The 17,525-nt window shown below is 68.6% G+C and carries 11 protein-coding genes; 8 read left to right on the plus strand and 3 right to left on the minus strand.

From position 1 onward, the window contains the following. Nucleotides 1–184: 184 nt before the first annotated feature. From apbC to AC07YZ_RS15635, 6 genes are all read left to right on the plus strand, one after another. Entirely contained in the window at nucleotides 185–1,276 is a 1,092-nt protein-coding gene (apbC, locus tag AC07YZ_RS15610; RefSeq protein ID WP_226494136.1) for an iron-sulfur cluster carrier protein ApbC, read from the plus strand. Nucleotides 1,277–1,486: 210 nt separating this feature from the next. Next, nucleotides 1,487–3,484: a TonB-dependent receptor plug domain-containing protein gene (locus AC07YZ_RS15615; RefSeq protein ID WP_494795396.1), complete on the plus strand. Its 1,998-nt coding sequence runs from the start codon at nucleotides 1,487–1,489 to the stop codon at nucleotides 3,482–3,484. A 59-nt stretch (nucleotides 3,485–3,543) separates the two neighbouring features. Beyond that, a complete protein-coding gene (locus AC07YZ_RS15620) occupies nucleotides 3,544–4,053 on the plus strand; it encodes a YfiR family protein (protein WP_494795397.1) in 510 nt (169 codons plus the stop codon). Further along, entirely contained in the window at nucleotides 4,050–6,311 is a 2,262-nt protein-coding gene (locus AC07YZ_RS15625; RefSeq protein WP_494795398.1) for an ATP-binding protein, read from the plus strand. The genes AC07YZ_RS15620 and AC07YZ_RS15625 overlap by 4 nt, the downstream gene beginning before the upstream one ends. After that, nucleotides 6,308–6,694 carry a response regulator gene (locus AC07YZ_RS15630; RefSeq protein WP_494795399.1) on the plus strand — a complete coding sequence of 129 codons (387 nt, stop codon included), beginning with the start codon at nucleotides 6,308–6,310 and terminating at the stop codon, nucleotides 6,692–6,694. The genes AC07YZ_RS15625 and AC07YZ_RS15630 overlap by 4 nt, the downstream gene beginning before the upstream one ends. Further along, nucleotides 6,687–10,259, plus strand: coding sequence for a response regulator (locus AC07YZ_RS15635; RefSeq protein WP_494795400.1), 3,573 nt, complete (start codon nucleotides 6,687–6,689; stop codon nucleotides 10,257–10,259). Before AC07YZ_RS15630 ends, AC07YZ_RS15635 begins: the two co-directional genes overlap by 8 nt. Here AC07YZ_RS15635 and AC07YZ_RS15640 read toward each other — a convergent pair. From AC07YZ_RS15640 to AC07YZ_RS15650, 3 genes are all read right to left on the minus strand, one after another. Further along, nucleotides 10,253–11,383, minus strand: coding sequence for an ABC transporter substrate-binding protein (locus AC07YZ_RS15640; RefSeq protein WP_226494130.1), 1,131 nt, complete (start codon nucleotides 11,381–11,383; stop codon nucleotides 10,253–10,255). The two genes, AC07YZ_RS15635 and AC07YZ_RS15640, sit on opposite strands and share 7 nt — an antisense overlap. A gap of 130 nt (nucleotides 11,384–11,513) precedes the next feature. Beyond that, nucleotides 11,514–13,094: a benzoate-CoA ligase family protein gene (locus tag AC07YZ_RS15645; RefSeq protein WP_494795401.1), complete on the minus strand. Its 1,581-nt coding sequence runs from the start codon at nucleotides 13,092–13,094 to the stop codon at nucleotides 11,514–11,516. Between the two features lie 115 nt (nucleotides 13,095–13,209). Then, the gene (locus AC07YZ_RS15650; RefSeq protein ID WP_494795402.1) at nucleotides 13,210–14,793 is read right to left on the minus strand and encodes a 3,4-dehydroadipyl-CoA semialdehyde dehydrogenase; all 1,584 of its coding nucleotides are present in this window, start codon (nucleotides 14,791–14,793) and stop codon (nucleotides 13,210–13,212) included. A 150-nt stretch (nucleotides 14,794–14,943) separates the two neighbouring features. Between AC07YZ_RS15650 and AC07YZ_RS15655 the strand changes: the two genes are divergently transcribed. Beyond that, entirely contained in the window at nucleotides 14,944–15,888 is a 945-nt protein-coding gene (locus AC07YZ_RS15655; RefSeq protein ID WP_226494127.1) for a helix-turn-helix transcriptional regulator, read from the plus strand. A 132-nt stretch (nucleotides 15,889–16,020) separates the two neighbouring features. Continuing rightward, the coding region (boxC, locus tag AC07YZ_RS15660) for a 2,3-epoxybenzoyl-CoA dihydrolase (RefSeq protein ID WP_494795403.1) at nucleotides 16,021–17,525 on the plus strand (1,505 nt) is incomplete at its 3' end.

Here is a 17,525-nt window from a genome sequence, read left to right on the forward strand (position 1 = left end):
GGGAACCCGTGATTTTAGGCCGCCAGCCCGCCGCCCGGGGCACCGGGGCGCCGCACGCGGCGCGAAGGGCGCTGGCGCAAGCCCTCATGGCCCCTGGGTGTATCGGGCCCGGCCGGGTGGGCGGGTAGACTTGCCGGCACGCATCCGACCCCCACAAAACCGTTCCCCACAGGAGATTTTTCGAATGGCTGTTGACCAACAAGCGCTGCTGGCGGCCCTGCAGGCCGTGACCGACCCGAACACCGGCAAGGACTTCGTGTCCACCAAGGCGCTGAAGAATCTGAATGAGCAGTACGGCGACGTGTCGTTCGACGTCGAGCTGGCCTACCCGGCCAGGAGCCAGATGCCGGCGCTGCGCCGCGCGCTGATCGTCGCGGCCAAGGAAGTGCCCGGCGTGGAGAACGTTTCGGTCAACATGGGCATGAAGATCACCGCGCACGCCGTGCAGCGCGGGGTGCAGCTGCTGCCCAATGTGAAGAACATCATCGCCGTGGCCTCGGGCAAAGGCGGCGTGGGCAAGAGCACCACCGCGGTGAACCTGGCGCTGGCGCTGGCCGCCGAAGGCGCGCAGGTCGGCATCCTGGACGCCGACATTTACGGCCCCAGCCAGCCCATGATGATGGGGCTGGAAGGCCGGCCCGAGAGCGTCGATGGTCAGACCATGGAGCCGCTGGAGAACTATGGCGTGCAGGTGATCTCGATCGGCTTCCTGATCGACCGCGACGAGGCCATGATCTGGCGCGGCCCCATGGCCACCCAGGCGCTGGAGCAGTTGCTGCGCCAGACCAACTGGAAAGAACTGGACTACCTCATCGTCGACATGCCGCCCGGCACCGGCGACATCCAGCTCACCCTCTCCCAGCGCGTGCCGCTCACTGGCGCGGTGATCGTCACCACCCCGCAGGACATCGCTCTGCTGGACGCGCGCAAGGGCATCAAGATGTTCGAGAAGGTGGGGGTGCCCATCCTGGGCATCGTGGAAAACATGGCGGTGTACTGCTGCCCCGCCTGTGGCCACGTCGAGCACATCTTTGGCGCCGACGGTGGCAAGAACATGGCCGCCGAGTACGGCATGGACTACCTGGGCGCCCTGCCGCTGAACATGTCGATCCGTGTGCAGGCCGACAGCGGAAAACCCACGGTGGTGGCGGAGCCCGATGGCGAGATCGCCACGCTCTACAAGACCGTGGCGCGCCAGGTGGCGATCAAGATCGCGGCCAAGGCCAAGGACTTTTCCTCGAAGTTCCCGAGCATCAAGATTTCCAAGGACACCTGAGCGGCAGAGCGCCCGCAAGGGCCGCTGCCAGGGGGCTCGCAGCGTTGCAAAGCCGCAGCACATGGGCGGTTGAACGGCGGTATTTGGCGCCGCGCGTGAGCTATGTCACGCGCCTGGGCCGTCGGCTCAAGAAAATCGGATGGCGTCCGATAATCTGAGAAATCGATTGCACCAGCCTCCCCGCCACTGCGGTTGCCCCGCCTCCCAGCCATGTCTGTCCATTCCAAGCCCCCCACTGGCCATGGCGGCTCTTTGAACTTCCTGCGGCCCTGCCGAAGGGCGCTGAGTGGTCGGCGCCAACGGCTGCTGGGTGTGGCCCTGGTCTTGGCTGCGGCCTTTCCGGCCCGGGCCGCCACCGACATGACCGCGCTGAGCCTGGAGCAGCTGATGGAGATCACCGTGGTCGGTGCCTCCAAGTACCAGCAAAAACAGAGCGAGGTGGCGGCCGCGGTCAGCGTCATCACCCGCGAGGACATCCGGACCTTTGGCTGGCGCACACTGGCCGAGGCCCTGACCAGCCTGCCCGGCGTGCACAGCACCTACGACCGGCAGTACACCTATCTGGGCACCCGGGGGCTGAGCCAGCCGGGTGACCTCAACGTGCGGGTGCTCGTCACCATCAACGGCAACCGCGTCAACGAGGCCACGTACGACAGCGCCACCCTGGGGCACGAGTTTCCGCTGGATCTGGACCTGATCGAACGCATCGAGTACGTCCCGGGCCCGGGCGGCGCGGTGTATGGCCAGAACGCCCTCTTTGGCGTGGTCAATGTGGTCACGCGCGACGGCGCGGGCATCGACGGGACGGAACTGGCGGCGGCGGTGCAAGACCCGCAGCGCCTGCGGCAGGGCCGGGTCAGTGTGGGGCGGCGGCTCGACAGTGGGCTGGATTTTCTGGTGTCCGCTTCCGGCCTGCGCGCCCGGGGAGAAAACCGCTTCTACGACTATGGCGAAGGCATTGCGGGCGTGGCCACCGACCTGGACGGTGAACGCGACGAGGCGTTCTTCACGCGCATGGCCAAGGGTCCCTGGTCGTTCGAGCTGATCCACAGCGACCGCCGCAAAGACGACCCCACGGCCGCGGGTGGCAGCCGGCCGCTGGAGCCGAACCAGTTCATCCGGGACCGCTACCTGCTCACACAAGTGCAGTACCAGGGCCCGCTGGCGGATGCCTCACTGCAGCTGCTCGCGCGGTTGTTCCTGGAAGAGTACCGGTTCGACAGCGATGCCAAGTACGACGACTGGTGGTATTCCTACGCAGGCGCGAGTTCCTCCCGTGGTGGTGAGTTGCGCCTGTTGTCCACCGCACGGCCGGCGCACAAGCTGATGGTGGGGCTGGAGCTGCAGGACAACCCGCGCCAGGAGCTGGACAAGGAATACCCGAACTCGGGTTGGCGTGCGGGGGTGTACGCCCAGGACGAATGGCGCCTGTCGGAGACGCTGGTGGCGACCCTGGGACTGCGCACCGATCGCAACAGCGTCAACGGAACCCGGTCGAGCCCACGGGCGGCGCTGATCTGGCAGGCCGCACCGGCTTCCGCGCTCAAGCTGATGGCCGGTCGGGCTCACCGGGCGCCCAACACGTCGGAACGCGACTGGGACTTCCGTGCAGGCGAGTCCCCGACGCTGCTGCCCGCCGTCGACAGCGAAGTCATCGATACCCGGGAGCTCGTGGTGGACCACCGCGTGGCGCCCGATCTGAGCGTTCGTGGGGCGCTGTACCAGTGGTCGTTGAAGGATCTGATCGTCTGGGACGATGAGGCGTGGCGGTTCGCTTCCGGGCCGCGCGTGAAGGCCACCGGGCTGGAACTCTCGGCCGACAGGACCTGGGGCTGGGGCGGGCGGTTGCGGGCCAGCCTCTCGCGCCAGCAGGCGCGGTTCGCCCATGGCGAGGGCCTGGCCAATTCCCCGCATTGGCTCGGCAAGCTGCATTTTTCAGCCCCGTTGCCCGCAGCCGGGCTGCGCCTGGGCTACGAGTGGCAGCTGGAAAGCGCCCGGCGTGCCGCCAGCGGTGCGCGCCTGCCGGGACAGGGCCTGTCCAACCTGCACCTCACGGCCGACCGTTGGGCGCCGGGATTGTCGGTTTCCCTGGGCATCTACAACCTGTTCGACAAGGCCTACCGGCAACCGATCTCGGCCAGCGGCTGGATCACGGAGTTGCCACAGGATGGCCGTAGCGTCCGTCTCAAGATGGAGCTGCGCTTTTGATGGACAGTGCCCCATGGACGCGTCCCGTGGTGGCCGCATGCACGCGCGGCGCCCGGAGGATGCTGTGCGCGCTGCTGCTCCTGGGGGCTGCCGCCGGGGGCCTGGCGCAGCCGGCCAGCGAGCACGCGGTCAAGGCGGGCTTCGTCTTCAACTTCATCAAGTTCACGCAGTGGCCTGCGGGTGACGAGGCCGTCAGCGCGCCGCTCAGGCTGTGCAGCACGGGGGCCGAGGCGCTGCAGGGCCAGCTCGCGCAGCTGCAGGGGCGGGCGATGGGTGGCCGGGCGCTGGAGGTCGTGCCCGGCGCCGTTGCGGCCAAGGTCCGGCAGTGCGACGTGCTGTTCATCGGCGAGGGCGACGCGGACCGCCTGGACGCGCTGCTGCGCGGCCTGGGCAATGCGCCGGTGCTCACCGTGGGCGACCTGCCCGGATTCGTGCAGGCCGGGGGCATGATCGGCCTGCGGATCGAGGCCAACCGGGTGCGCTTCGACGTCAATCTGGCGGCGGCCCAGCGCTCCGGCCTGGCGCTCAACAGCCAGATGCTCAAACTCGCGGGCAAGGTGTTGCAATGATGACGTGGCGCGACCTCTCCATCGTGCACAAGCTGGGCTTGCTGCTGGCGTTCAACACCCTGGTCGCCGTGCTGGCGATTGCCCTGGTGTTCACCATCGGCAGCGCCGTCTCGCGCTACCACGACACCCAGGCGCAACTGCTCGCGCTGGCTGCGGTGGTGGGTGAAAACAGCCGGGCCGCGCTCGCTTTCGACGATCCCGAGAGCGCGCGGCTGACCTTGTCGGCGCTGTCGGCCAAGAAAGAAATCGACACCGTGCGCCTGCTCGACGCGCAAGGCGCGCTCTTCGCGCAGGTCCAGTTCCCCCGGCCGGACCACGGTGGGGGCCCGCTTGAACGCCTGGTGCTGGCCGTGCTGCCTGCCACGCTGGCGGTCCATCAGGTGATGACCGATGGCGGGCAGACCGTGGGGCAGATCGAGCTTTCCGCGCATCTGCTGCCCATCTGGCTCGACATCCTGGCGGGGCAGGCGGCGATGGTGCTGCTGGGGGCCTTGCTCGCGGCGCTGGCGGTGTATTTCGGCATGCGCCTGCGCCGCATCGTCACCGCCCCGATCCTCGCGCTGGCCCAGGTCACCCACCGGGTGTCCCGCGAGCAGGACTATTCGATCCGCGCGACCAAGGCCCACAACGATGAAATTGGCACCCTGGTGGACCATTTCAACCACATGCTCGCCGAAATCCAGGCGCGCGACAACGCCTTGCGGCGCGAGCGCCTGTTCCTGGAGCAGCGCACGATGGACATGCAACTGGCCAGAGACGAAGCCGAGCGCGCCAGCCGGGTGAAGTCCGAGTTCATCAGCACCGTGAGCCACGAGCTGCGCACGCCCTTGACGGCCATCAGCGGGGCACTGGGTCTGATCGCTGGCGGGGCCGTGGGCCCGCTGCCGCCGCATGCCCAGGAGATGGTGGGCATCGCCAAGAAGAACAGCCAGCGGTTGTCCTACCTGATCAACGACCTGCTGGACATGGAAGGGCTCATGGCGGGCAAGCTGCACTTCGACATGCGCGCGCTGGAGCTGATGCCCTTGCTGGAGCAATCCCTGGCGGAGAACCTGGCCTACGGAGAACAGTACAAGGTGCGCTACGCGCTCAGCCAACGGGTCGATGGCCTGCGGGTCTGGGCGGACGCCCAGCGCCTGCAGCAGGTGTTGGCCAACCTGCTGTCCAATGCCGCGAAATTCTCACCCGAGGGCTCACCGGTGGAGGTGGCCGTGCGGCGCCGCGGCGAGGTGGTGCGGGTGGAGGTGCGGGACCACGGCCCCGGCATCCCCGCCAGTTTCCAGGGCCGCATCTTCCAGAAGTTTTCGCAAGCCGACGCGTCGGACACCCGGAAAAAGGGCGGCACCGGGCTGGGCCTGGCGATTTCCCGCGAATTGATTGAACGCATGGGCGGCAGCATCGGGTTTGAATCGCAGGAGGGCCAGGGCGCCTGTTTCTTCTTCGAGCTCCCGGTGTGGCGCGCGCAGCCGCCAGAGGCCGGGCCGGGGGCCCCGACGGCCGCACGGCCCGGCGCGCCGCGCATCCTGGTCGTGGAAGACGATCCCGATGTGGGCCGCCTGCTGAGCCAGATGCTCCGGCGTGCCGGGTACGCGGTGGATTCGGCCGCCAGCGGTGCCCAGGCGATGGGGCTGGCCCTGCAGAACCGTTATGCGGCCGTGACCCTGGACCTGCTGTTGCCCGATACCGATGGCCAGCAGATCATTCGTGAGCTGCGCGCGCGGCCGGCCACGGCGCGGCTGCCCATCATCGTGATCTCGGCCCGGATGCAGGAGGGCCAGCAGGCCATCGGCGCCGAATTCCCGGAGGTCGAATGGCTCGCCAAACCCCTGGACCAGTCCCGCCTGCTGGGCCTGCTCGAACAGCGGGTATCGGTGGCCAGGCCATCGACTCCCCGGGTGCTGCACGTGGAAGACGACGCCGACACGCACCAGATGGTGCGCGCCATGGCGGGCGACCGCTTCGACCTCGAACACGCCACCAACCTGCGCGAGGCCCGCGCCCGGGTGGCGCTGGAGCGCTTCGATGCGGTGATTCTCGACCTCACCCTGCCGAACGAATCGGGCTGGAGCCTGTTGCCCGCGATCCATGAACAGCAGCCCGGCGCGCGCGTGGTGGTGCTGACCGGGGGCGACGAAGTGCCGGGCGACGGGCAGTGGGTGGACGCGGTGCTGCGCAAATCCAGCGTCTCGCCGCGCCAACTGCTCGATGCCATCACGCCCCCCGACACCCGCGGCGCGCGGGAAGGACACACGCCATGAGCACACTGCAACGCATTCTGTACGTCGAAGACGAACCCGACATCCAGGCCGTGGCCCGCATTGCCCTGGAGATGGTGGGTGGCTTCCAGGTGCGGGTGTGCTCGTCCGGCGAGCAGGCCGTGCGCGAGGCACAGGCCTTTGCCCCCGACCTGGTGCTGCTCGACGTGATGATGCCGGGCATGGACGGCCCGAGCACCTTCAAGGCCCTGCGCGCGCTGCCTGCGCTGGCCCGCGTGCCGGTGATCTTCATGACCGCCAAGGTGCAACCGCAGGAAGTGCAGCACTACAAGGCGCTGGGCGCGCTGGCCGTGATTCCCAAACCGTTTGACCCGATGACGCTGGCGGCCCAGGTGCGCAGCCTGTGGGGGGACCAACATGACTGATGCAGGCACCCAGGACCGGCACGCTGCGGCCGCCGCGGCGCTGGACGAATTGAACCGGCGCTTCGCCGAGCAGCTGCCCACCCGGCTGGGCAGCATCGAAACCCTGTTCAGGCGGCTCTCACCCCAGCGCTGGGACCTGGCCGAGGCCGAGGCCCTGCACCGCGTGGTGCACAGCCTGACCGGGACGGCGGGCGTTTTTGGCATGCCGGCCTTGTCCGACGCGGCGCGTCAGGCGGAACAACCGCTGACCGCGCTGGTCCGTGGCCCGGGTGCGGGTGGCGCACCCAGCGAGAGCGCTTGGCGGAACGTGGGCGAAGGGCTGCGGCGGCTGGTCGCCCTGGCCCGCACGCTGCTGGAGCAGCCGGTGGCGCTTGACGCCCAGCCGGTGGTGGAGCCTCTGCGCCCCGATGCCAGGCCCTGGATCTTTCTGGTCGAAACCGACACGGCGCAGGCGGGCCGATTGCGCCAGGGCCTGTCGGACGCGGGCTACCGGGTCCGCGTGTTGCCCGACGTGGCCGGCCTTCGCGAGGCCTTGGCGGCCGCCGGCGCGGTGCCTCCGGCGGCGGTGGTGCTGGACACGGCGTTCCCGGAAGCCGATCCGGTGGGCGCCGCGCTGGTCAAGGAATTGGGGCTGGGCCTGCACGGCCGCATTCCCGTGGTGCTCGCGCTCGAGGACGACGAGCTGCCGGTGCGCCTGGCGGCCTCGCGCGCCGGCATCAGCCGCACGCTGACCCAGCCCCTGGAGGCCGGCCGGCTGGTGAACCTGCTGGACGCGCTCACCGGGCGCCAGCCGATGCAGCCCTACCGTGTGCTGCTGGTGGACGACGATCCCCTGCTGCTGCAGGCGCAAGCCAGTGTGTTGCGCGCGGCCGGCATGGAGGTGCATTCCCTGTCGCAGCCCTTGCAGACCCTGCACGAGCTCGACCGGTTCCAGCCCGACGTGTTGTTGCTCGACGTGTACATGCCCGAGGCCAGCGGGCCTGAGCTGGCCGCGGCGCTGCGCGAACGCGACGCCTATCTGCACCTGCCGGTGCTGTTTCTCTCGGCCGAGACCGACCCGACCCAGCAGCTGCTGGCGCTCAATCTGGGGGGCGACGACTTCCTCGTCAAGCCGGTGCGGCCCGACCACCTGGTGGCCGCGGTGAGCGCGCGCGCGCGGCGCGCGCGGCAGAACAGCGCCCTGCGCGAACGGCTGCAGACCACGCTCTACGAACGCGAGCGCGAACACCTGGCGCTGGACCAGCACGCCATCGTCAGCATCGCCGACCGCAGGGGAACGCTGATCTACGCCAACGACCTGTTCTGCCAGGTCAGCGGCTACAACCGCGAGGAGCTGCTGGGGCAACATTGCCGCATCCTGCGCACGCACCAGCAGCCCGGCGGCTTTGCGCGCGGCATCTGGCGCCAGGTCACCTCGGGGCGGGTGTGGCACGGCGAGATCTGCTGCCGGCGCAAGGGCGGAAGCCCCTACTGGGTGAAGACCACGATCACCCCGTTCCTGAACGCCGAGGGTGTTCCGTACCAGTACATCGTGATCCAGACCGACATCAGCCACATGAAGGCGGCCGAGGCGGTGCTGCGCGCCAGCGAATCGCGCCTGAACTTCCTGGTGTCGTCCAGCCCGGTGGCGATCTACACCCGCGAGGCCACGGCGCCCTACGCGGCCGTGTACGTGAGTCCGAACGTGACGCAATTGATGGGCCTGCAGCCCGAGGACCTGATCGGCGACGGCCAACTGGGCGCGAGTCAGGTGCACCCCGATGACCGGGCGCGGGTCGCCGCCGAACTGCCCTGGGTGGTCGAGCAGGGCTCGCATCTCAGCGAATACCGCCTGCGCCGTGGCGACGGCAGCTACCGCTGGGTGCACGACCAGCGCCGGCTGGTGCGCGACGCCACGGGCAGGCCGATCGAGATCATCGGTTACTGGCTTGACATCACTGAGCGCAAGAACATCGAGCATGAGCTGTCGCTCCTGAACCAGGAGCTGGAGCAGCGCGTGGCCCGGCAGACCCAGACCGTGATCGAGAGCGAGCGTTTTGCCCGCGCCACGCTCGACGCCCTGAGCGCGCGCGTGGTGATCCTCGACGGGCGGGGCGTGGTCCTGGCCGCCAACCGCGCATGGACCGAGTTCGGTGACCCCGCGCTGGTCCGCGAGGGGGCGGACTACCTCGCCTCGTGCGACCACGCCTGCGGCACGCTGAACGGTGACAGCTGCCCCGTCGCTACCGGCATCCGCGCGGTCATCCGGGGCGAGCAGAAGGAGTTCCTGCATGAATACAGCGTGCGGCACGAGGCCGACCCGCACTGGTTCCTGTGCCGCGTGGAACGCTTTCCCGGCGAGGGCGAAGTGCGCGTGGTGGTCTCGCACGAGAACATCACGCAGATGAAGCTCATCGAGCGCCAGCACCTGCGCTCGCAGCGGCTCGAAAGCCTGGGCACGCTGGCCGGCGGTGTGGCGCACGACCTGAACAACGCCCTCGCGCCGGTGCTCATGGGCATGGGCATGCTGAAGGAACAGTACCCCGAGGAGGCCCGGCTGTTCGAGATGATCCAGGGCAGCGCCCAGCGCGGCGCCAACATGGTGCGCCAGTTGCTCACCTTCGCCAAGGGCGCGGAGGGGGACCGGGCCTCGCTGCCGCCCGAGCGCATGCTCCGGGAGCTGGAGAGCCTGATGAACGGCAGCTTCCCCAAGAACATTCATCTGGTGGTCGAGTGCGCGCCCGAGTTGCCGACGGTGTCGGCCGACGCCACGCAACTGCACCAGGTGCTGTTGAACCTGTGCGTCAACGCCCGCGATGCCATGCCCGAGGGCGGCACCCTCACCCTCACGGCCTCGCCCGTGGAGCTCGACGCCGCCTATGCCCGCTCCATCGTCGACGCGCGGCCTGGCCGCTATGTGGCCCTGCGCGTGCGCGACACGGGCGAGGGCATTCCCCCCGAATTGCTCGACCGGATCTTCGACCCCTTCTTCACCACCAAGAGCCCGGACAAAGGCACCGGCCTGGGACTGTCCACCGTGCTCGGCATCGTCAAGAGCCATGCGGGTTTCGTGCAGGTCTATTCCCAGCCCGGCCAGGGCGCGACGTTCGCGGTCTATCTGCCAGCCGAAGACGCTCGTTCGGGTGAGGCCGCCGTTCCGGTGGCGACCAGCGAATTCCGCGGGCAGGGTGAGACGGTGCTGTTCGTCGATGACGAAGCCGCCGTGCGCGAGGTGGGGCGGGCGGTTCTGCAGCGTTTGAACTTCCAGGTGGTCACTGCCACCGATGGCGCCGACGGCCTGCTGCAGGTGGCGCAGCACGGAGCCGATCTGCGGGCCATCGTGACGGATCTGCACATGCCCGGCATGGACGGCCTGGCCTTCGTGCGCGCGCTGCGGCGCATGCTGCCCGAGATCGCGGTGGTGGTGGCCAGCGGTCGCATGGACGAGGCGATGGCGGACGAGTTCCGGCGCCTGGGGGTGATGAGGCGCCTGGACAAACCCTTCACCGAGGCCCAGTTGATCCGGGAACTGAAACTGCTGCTGGCGCCCGCGCCGGCCGGCGGCGCCGGGTCAGCGGGTCAGTAGCGCAGTTGCCCGTCGGCGTCGACGATGGCCAGCTCCACGTAGCTCGATCCGTTGTGGGAGTTGGGCGCGTAGCGCGCGGTGAAGCGGCCGAAAGCGATCTCGCCGGCGCCCTCCATGGTCCTGATGAAGGCGTCCGTGCTGAGCTCCCGGCCGGTGCGCTTGAGGCCCTCGACCAGCAGGCGCGCGTGCACGAAGCCCTCGAACTGCGACGCCGAGGGTGTGGCGTCGGGCGATTTTTCGCGCAGCAGCTTGAGGTATTCCGCCACCACCGGAACGGTGGTGTTGCGCAGCGACGGCATGATCTGCGCAAGGATGGTGCCGCGCGCCTTCTCCTTGAGCTCGCGGTTGATCACGTCCAGGCTGGCGACCGAGAAACCGTAGAAGCCGGGCTTGACCGGGGTCAGCTGCACCGCCTTGATGTAGCTCGTGAAGGTGCTGCCGGCGGTGCCCATGACCACCGCCTGGGGTTGCGCTTGGGCCGTGGCGGCGGCGGCCGCGGTGAAGTCGGGCTGCTTGGGGTCCACCTGGATCTCGGCCACGAAGGGGAGCTGTTCGGCCTCGGAGGCCTTCTTCAGCTCCGCCAGCAGGGCCTTGCCGAACCCGTCGTCCTGGTAGAACACGGCCACGCGGCCGATGCCGCTCTGCTTGAGCTGGGACAGGATGCGCCGGGCCTCCTGGCCGTAGCTGGCCCGCACGTGGAACACCAGGGGGTTGAAGTTGTCGCGGAAGGCCGAAGCGCCCGTGACCGGGCCGAACAGAATGGTCCGTGACTCCTTGAGCAGCGGCAACACGGCCGCCGTCTGGGCGGTGCCCGTGTTGTTGAAGATCATGAAGACCTTGTGGTCCTTGAGCAGCTTCTGCGTGTTGTCGACCGCCCGTTTGGGGTCGAACCCGTCGTCCATCGTGACGTAGCTGATCTTGCGGCCGTGGATGCCGCCGCTGGCGTTGACCGCATCGAACAGCAGGCGCGAGCCCTCGCCGTACTGCACGGTCTGCGGGCCCAGCGGGCCCGAGAGCACGGCCGAGGCGCCGAGCCGGATTTCGGTGGGGGTGATGCCCGCGTCATTCGCGTGGGCGCACGCTGCCAACAGCCAGCCACAGGCCAGCCATGCCGATCGAACCATGGTGTCTTCCTCTTGCTTGTTGTCTCCGGTCGGGCAGTATGGTTATGTTTGGTAATCAAGACAAGGCGGCCCGGGTCGGGGTATTCCCGGGCCTTTCGGCTTGCCCTGACAGGCGGGTGGTCTGCCGGGCTCAGCGGTGCACGAACAGGCGCTGGTTCTCCAGTTCGCGCAGCTTGAAGCGCTGGATCTTGCCGGTCGCGGTCTTGGGCAGTTCGTCCATGAATTCGATGAAGCGCGGATACTTGTAGGGCGCGAGCTTTTCCTTCACGAAGGCCTGCAGCTCCGCTTCGGTGGCCTGGGCGCCGGCCTTGAGCACCACATAGGCCTTGGTCTTGACCAGGCCGTCGTCGTCGGTCTTGCCGATCACCGCGGCTTCGAGCACGGCCGGGTGCTGCACCAGCGTGGCCTCTACCTCGAACGGGCTCACGTAGATGCCGCTGACTTTCAGCATGTCGTCGTTGCGGCCGGCGTAGGTGTAGTAGCCGTCGGGGTCGCGGGTGTACTTGTCGCCGCTCTTGGTCCACGTGCCCTGGAAGGTGTCGCGCGACTTGGCGCGGTTGTTCCAGTACAGCAGGGCGCTGCTCGGCCCCTGGATGTAGAGGTCGCCGATCATGTTGTGGCCGGTGATGACGCTGCCGTCCTCGTCGCGCAGCTGCACTTCGTAGCCCGGCACGGGCTTGCCGGTGGTGCCGTAGCGCACGTCGCCCGGGCGGTTGGAGAGGAAGATGTGCAGCATCTCGGTGGAGCCGATGCCATCGATGATTTCGCAACCGAAGCGGGCGCTCCAGCGCTCGCCGATGTCGCGCGGCAGAGCCTCTCCGGCCGACGAACACAGGCGCAGCGCCACCTGCTCGCGCGTGGGCAACTCGGGGCTGGCGAGCATGCCGCTGTAGCCGGTGGGCGCGCCGTAGAACACGGTGGGTCGGTGCTCGGTCATGCGCTTGAACACCGCCTGCGGTGTCGGCCGCTCGGCCATCAGCACCACGCTGGCGCCCACGCTCAAGGGAAACGACAGACCGTTGCCCAGGCCATAGGCGAAGAACAGCTTGGCGGCGGAGAACACCGTGTCGTTTTCCCGCAGACCCAGCACCGCCTTGCCGTAGAGCTCGGCCGTCCAGTAGAGGTTGGCCTGGCTGTGCACCGTGCCCTTGGGCGCGCCGGTGGAGCCCGAGGAATAGAGCCAGAACGCCGGTTCGTCGCCGTGCGTGTCGGCGGCGCTGCCCGGGGCATGGGCCGCGACCAGCGCCGCGAAGTCGTGCGCGCCCGCGGGCAGCGGGTCTTTGGCGCGCGAGACGACGAGCTGCTTCACCTCGTTGCCCCCGGCGTCCAGCGCGGTCTGCAGCGTGGGCAGCAGCGCGGCCGAGACCAGGGCCGCCTGCGCACGGCTGTCGGCCAGCATGTAGGCGTAGTCCTTGGCGGTCAGCAACGTGTTCACGCAGACCGGCACCACGCCCGCGTGCAGCGCGCCGAGGAAGGCCACCACCCAGTCGCTGCTGTCGTGCATCAGCAGCAGCGCGCGCTCCTCGCGCTTGAGGCCCAGCGCCTGCAGCGCGGCCGAGAAGCGCTGCACCTGCTCGGCGAGCTGGCCGTAACTGAGCGCGCCCGCGTCGTCGATCAGCGCGGTCTTGCTAGCGCGGCCGGCGTTGAGCGCGATCAGGTGGCGCGCGAAATTGAAGCGCTCGGGTGGGGTGGGGGTTTCGGTGTGGCTCATGGTTTGTCTCCTGTCTTGTCGATGGATCATTGGCGGGCTCGGGGACTTTCCGGCGAGAAGGGTCCGAGCCCAGGATGCGGTGGAACCGGCTTCGCCGGGCCACTCGCATCGCCCCCTAGGGGGTGACGCCGAAGGCGGCGCGGGGGGAGCACAGTATGTCCAATGCCGCCGTGCTGCCCTGCACGGCAGATCTGCGGTGGTAAAAGCCCAGCGCGCGCAGGCCGCCCAGCTCTTCGCCGCCACCGGCGCGGCCCGGGCCGCCGTGCAGGCTCATGGGCATCACGTTGCCGTGGCCGCTCTGCACGGCGGCCACGTCGGGCGAAATGGCGTGCACGCGGCCGTGGCTGGAGCCCAGCTCGGCGGCGGCGTGGGCGATGAAGGCCGGGTCGGCGCTGTAGACCGAAGCCACCAGCGAGCCCTCGCCGCGGCGGATCAGCTCCAGCGCCTGCTCCAGGCTGTCGTAGGCCATGAGGGTGGCGACCGGGCCGAACACCTCGACCTCGTGCAACACCTTGGCTTGCGCCGGCTGGCGGTGGCCGAGCAGCACCGGTGCCACGCAGGCGGCCACCGCCGGGTCGGCATCCACCAACGCGGCGGCGCTGCCGTCGAACAAGACTTCGGCTTCGGTCTTCAGGTGGGCGATGCCGGCCAGTACGCTGTCGTACTGCTCGCGGCTCACCAGCGCACCCATGCGCGTGGTTTCGTTGCGCGGGTTGCCCACGGTGGTCTTGGCGAGCTTGGCGGCGATGGCCTGGGCGGTGGCGTCGAACAGCGCGCGCGGCACGAAGATGCGCCGGATGGCGGTGCACTTCTGGCCGCTCTTGACCGTCATCTCGCGCACCACCTCGTTCACCAGCAGGTTGAAGGCTTCGTCGCCCGCGGCAGCGGCCGGGTCGAGCAGGGCGCTGTTCAGGCTGTCGGCCTCGATGTTGCAGCGCACCGAGCGCTGGGCCACGGCCGGGTGGCTGCGGATGATGCGCGCCGTTTCGGCCGAGCCGGTGAAGCTAACCACGTCAAACGGGCCGAGCTGGTCCATCAGACCGGCGGACGAGCCGCAGACCACCGACAGCGCGCCCGCGGGCAGGATGCCGGCGTCCACCACGTCCTTCACCATGCGCTGGGTCAGCCAGGCGGTGGCGGTGGCGGGTTTGACGATCACCGGCACGCCCGAGAGCAGGGCCGGCGCGGCCTTTTCCCACAGGCCCCAGCTCGGGAAGTTGAAGGCGTTGATGAACAGCGCCACGCCGCGCGTGGGGCTCATGATGTGCTGGGTCTGGAACACCGGGTCCTTGGCCATGCGGATGCGCTCGCCGTCGAGCAGCAGCTTGGCGTCGCCCAGGGCCTCACCCTGCTTGGCGAAGTAGCCCAGGGTGAAGATGCCGCCGTCAATGTCCACCGCCGAATCCTTGGTGGTGGTGCCGCAGTTGGCGGTGGCGATCTCGTAATAGGCGTCGCGGTTGGCCTGCAAGACCTTCACGATCTCGCCGAGCAGCGCGGCGCGTTGTCGGTAAGTGAGTGCCCGCAGGGCGGCGCCGCCCTGTTCGCGGGCAAAGGCAAAACCTTCGGCCAGATCCAGCCCGGCGCTGCTCACGCGCACCAGGGGCGTGCCCAGCACCGGGTCGAGCAGGGTGGCGCCGTGGCCGGTGCCGTCTTGCCAGCGGCCGGTGAGGAAGTTGGGGAGCAGGGGTGTGGCGTTCATGTCGGGAGGAAGGTTGATCAACAGGGCTGTTCGCCGGGCAGGATTGCCGCTATAAATGCACTATCTTGCGTCTCTGGGTTCATGCATTAAAGTGCATGTTTCTTTGGAAAGCAAGTCCCATCAGGGTTAACCCTTAAGCACCGATATCCCATGAAAGACTTGGCAACCTTGGAAGCGGCCCCCGGCACGCCCGCCACGGGCGAAACGGCCCCCGACGACAGTCCACGCCACCCGTTCCTGGTGTCGCTGGGCGAGCGGGTGCGCACCCTGCGCTCGCGCCGCGGCATGACGCGCAAGGCCGTGGCGGTGGCGGCGGATGTGTCCGAGCGCCACCTGGCCAACCTCGAATACGGCACCGGCAACGCCTCCATCCTGGTGCTGCTGCAGGTGGCGCAGGCGCTGCAGTGTTCGCTCACCGAGCTGCTGGGCGACGTGACCACCTCGTCGCCCGAATGGCTGCTGATCCGCGAGCTGCTGGAGAAGCGCAACGAGGCCGACCTGAAGCGCGTGCGCATGGCCATCGGTGGCTTGCTGGACGGGCATGCCGCGCCGGTGAACGACGCCGGGCGCCAGGCCCGCATCGCGCTCATCGGCCTGCGCGGCGCGGGCAAATCCACCCTGGGCCAGCGCCTGGCCGACGACCTGGGCTACGCCTTCATCGAGCTCAGCCGCGAGATCGAAAAGTTCGCCGGCTGCAGCATCAACGAAATCCACGCGCTCTACGGCACGCCGGCCTACCGCCGCTACGAGCGCCGCGCGCTGGAAGAAGCGATCCAGATCTACCCCGAGGTGGTGATCGCCACCCCCGGCGGCCTGGTGTCGGACGCCGCCAACTTCAACCTGCTGCTCACGCACTGCACCACCGTCTGGCTGCAGGCCGATGCGGCCGACCACATGGGCCGCGTGGCGGCCCAGGGCGACATGCGGCCCATGGCCGCAAGCCGCGAAGCCATGGAAGACCTGAAGCGCATCCTGGCCGGGCGCTCGGCCTTCTATTCCAAGGCCGATCTGCATTTCAATACCAGTGGTCGCAGCGTGGACGATGCCTTTGACGCGCTGCGCACCCAGGTGCGGGAGGTGCTGGGTGTGACGTAAAGTGCATAAAAATGCATTGACGTTCCTGGGTATGTGCAATATTATTCATGTCACGTGGTGCCCGCCGGTGATGTGAACGACGGTCGGCGCCCTTCACGCTGCAGCCCGCAGCCATACCAACAGGAGACCGCCATGAACCCGAATGCCGTCGATTACCGAACCGCCCCCAGCGAATACCGCCATTGGAAACTCGCCTTCGATGGCGCGGTTGCCACCCTGTCCATCGACATCGACGAAGACGGCGGCATCCGCCCGGGCTACAAACTCAAGCTCAACAGCTACGACCTGGGCGTGGACATCGAACTGCACGACGCCCTGAACCGCATCCGCTTCGAACACCCCGAAGTGCGCACCGTGGTCGTCACCAGCGGCAAAGACCGCGTGTTCTGCTCCGGCGCCAACATCTTCATGCTCGGCGTCTCCAGCCACGCCTGGAAAGTGAACTTCTGCAAGTTCACCAACGAAACCCGCAACGGCATCGAAGACAGCAGCAAACACTCCGGCCTCAAATTCCTCGCCGCCTTGAACGGCGCCTGCGCCGGCGGCGGCTACGAACTGGCCCTGGCCTGCGATGAAATCCTCTTGGTCGACGACCGCTCCAGCGCGGTGAGCCTGCCCGAAGTGCCGCTGCTCGGCGTCTTGCCCGGCACCGGGGGCCTGACCCGCGTCACCGACAAACGCCACGTGCGCCACGACCTGGCCGACATCTTCTGCACCACCAGCGAAGGCGTGCGCGGCCAAAAGGCCGTGGACTGGCGCCTGGTCGACGCCGTGGCCAAGCCCCAGCAGTTCGCCGCCGCCGTGAGCGAACGCGCCGCCAAGCTGGCCGCCCAGAGCGACCGCCCGGCCGGCGCCAAAGGCGTGAACCTGCCCCGCGTCGAACGCCAGGACAGCGCCGACGGCATGGCCTACACCTACGTCAACGTCGCCATCGACCGCGCCCGGCGCAACGCCACCATCACCCTGAAGGCCCCGAGCGGCGCCCAGCCCTCCGACATCGCAGGCATCGAAGCCGCCGGTGCCGCCTGGTACCCGCTGCAGATGGGCCGCGAACTGGATGACGCCATCCTCCACCTGCGCACCAACGAACTCGACATCGGCACCTGGGTGCTCAAGACCGAAGGCGATGCCGCCGCGGTCCTGAAGAACGACGCCCTGATGCTGGCGCACAAAGACCACTGGTTCGTGAACGAAACCATCGGCCTGCTGCGCCGCAGCTTCGCCCGCCTGGACGTGTCCTCGCGCAGCCTGTTCGCGCTGATCGAAAGCGGCTCCTGCTTCGCCGGCACCCTGGCCGAACTCGCCTTCTGCGCCGATCGCGCCTACATGCTGGCCCTGCCCGACGACGCCGACCAGGCACCCAAGCTGCACTTGAGCGAGTTCAACTTCGGCCTCCTGCCCATGGTGAACGACCAGTCGCGCCTGCAGCGCCGCTTCTACGAAGAAGCCGGCCCCATGCAAGCCGCGCGCGGCGCCATCGGCCAGGCCCTGGACGCCGACGCCGCCTTCGCCCTGGGCCTGGTGACCGCCGCGCCCGACGACATCGACTGGGCCGACGAAGTGCGCCTGGCGCTGGAAGAGCGCGCCGCCATGTCGCCCGACGCCCTGACCGGCCTGGAGGCCAACCTGCGCTTCGC

The organism is Hydrogenophaga sp. GW101-3F08 (genome assembly GCF_059424585.1).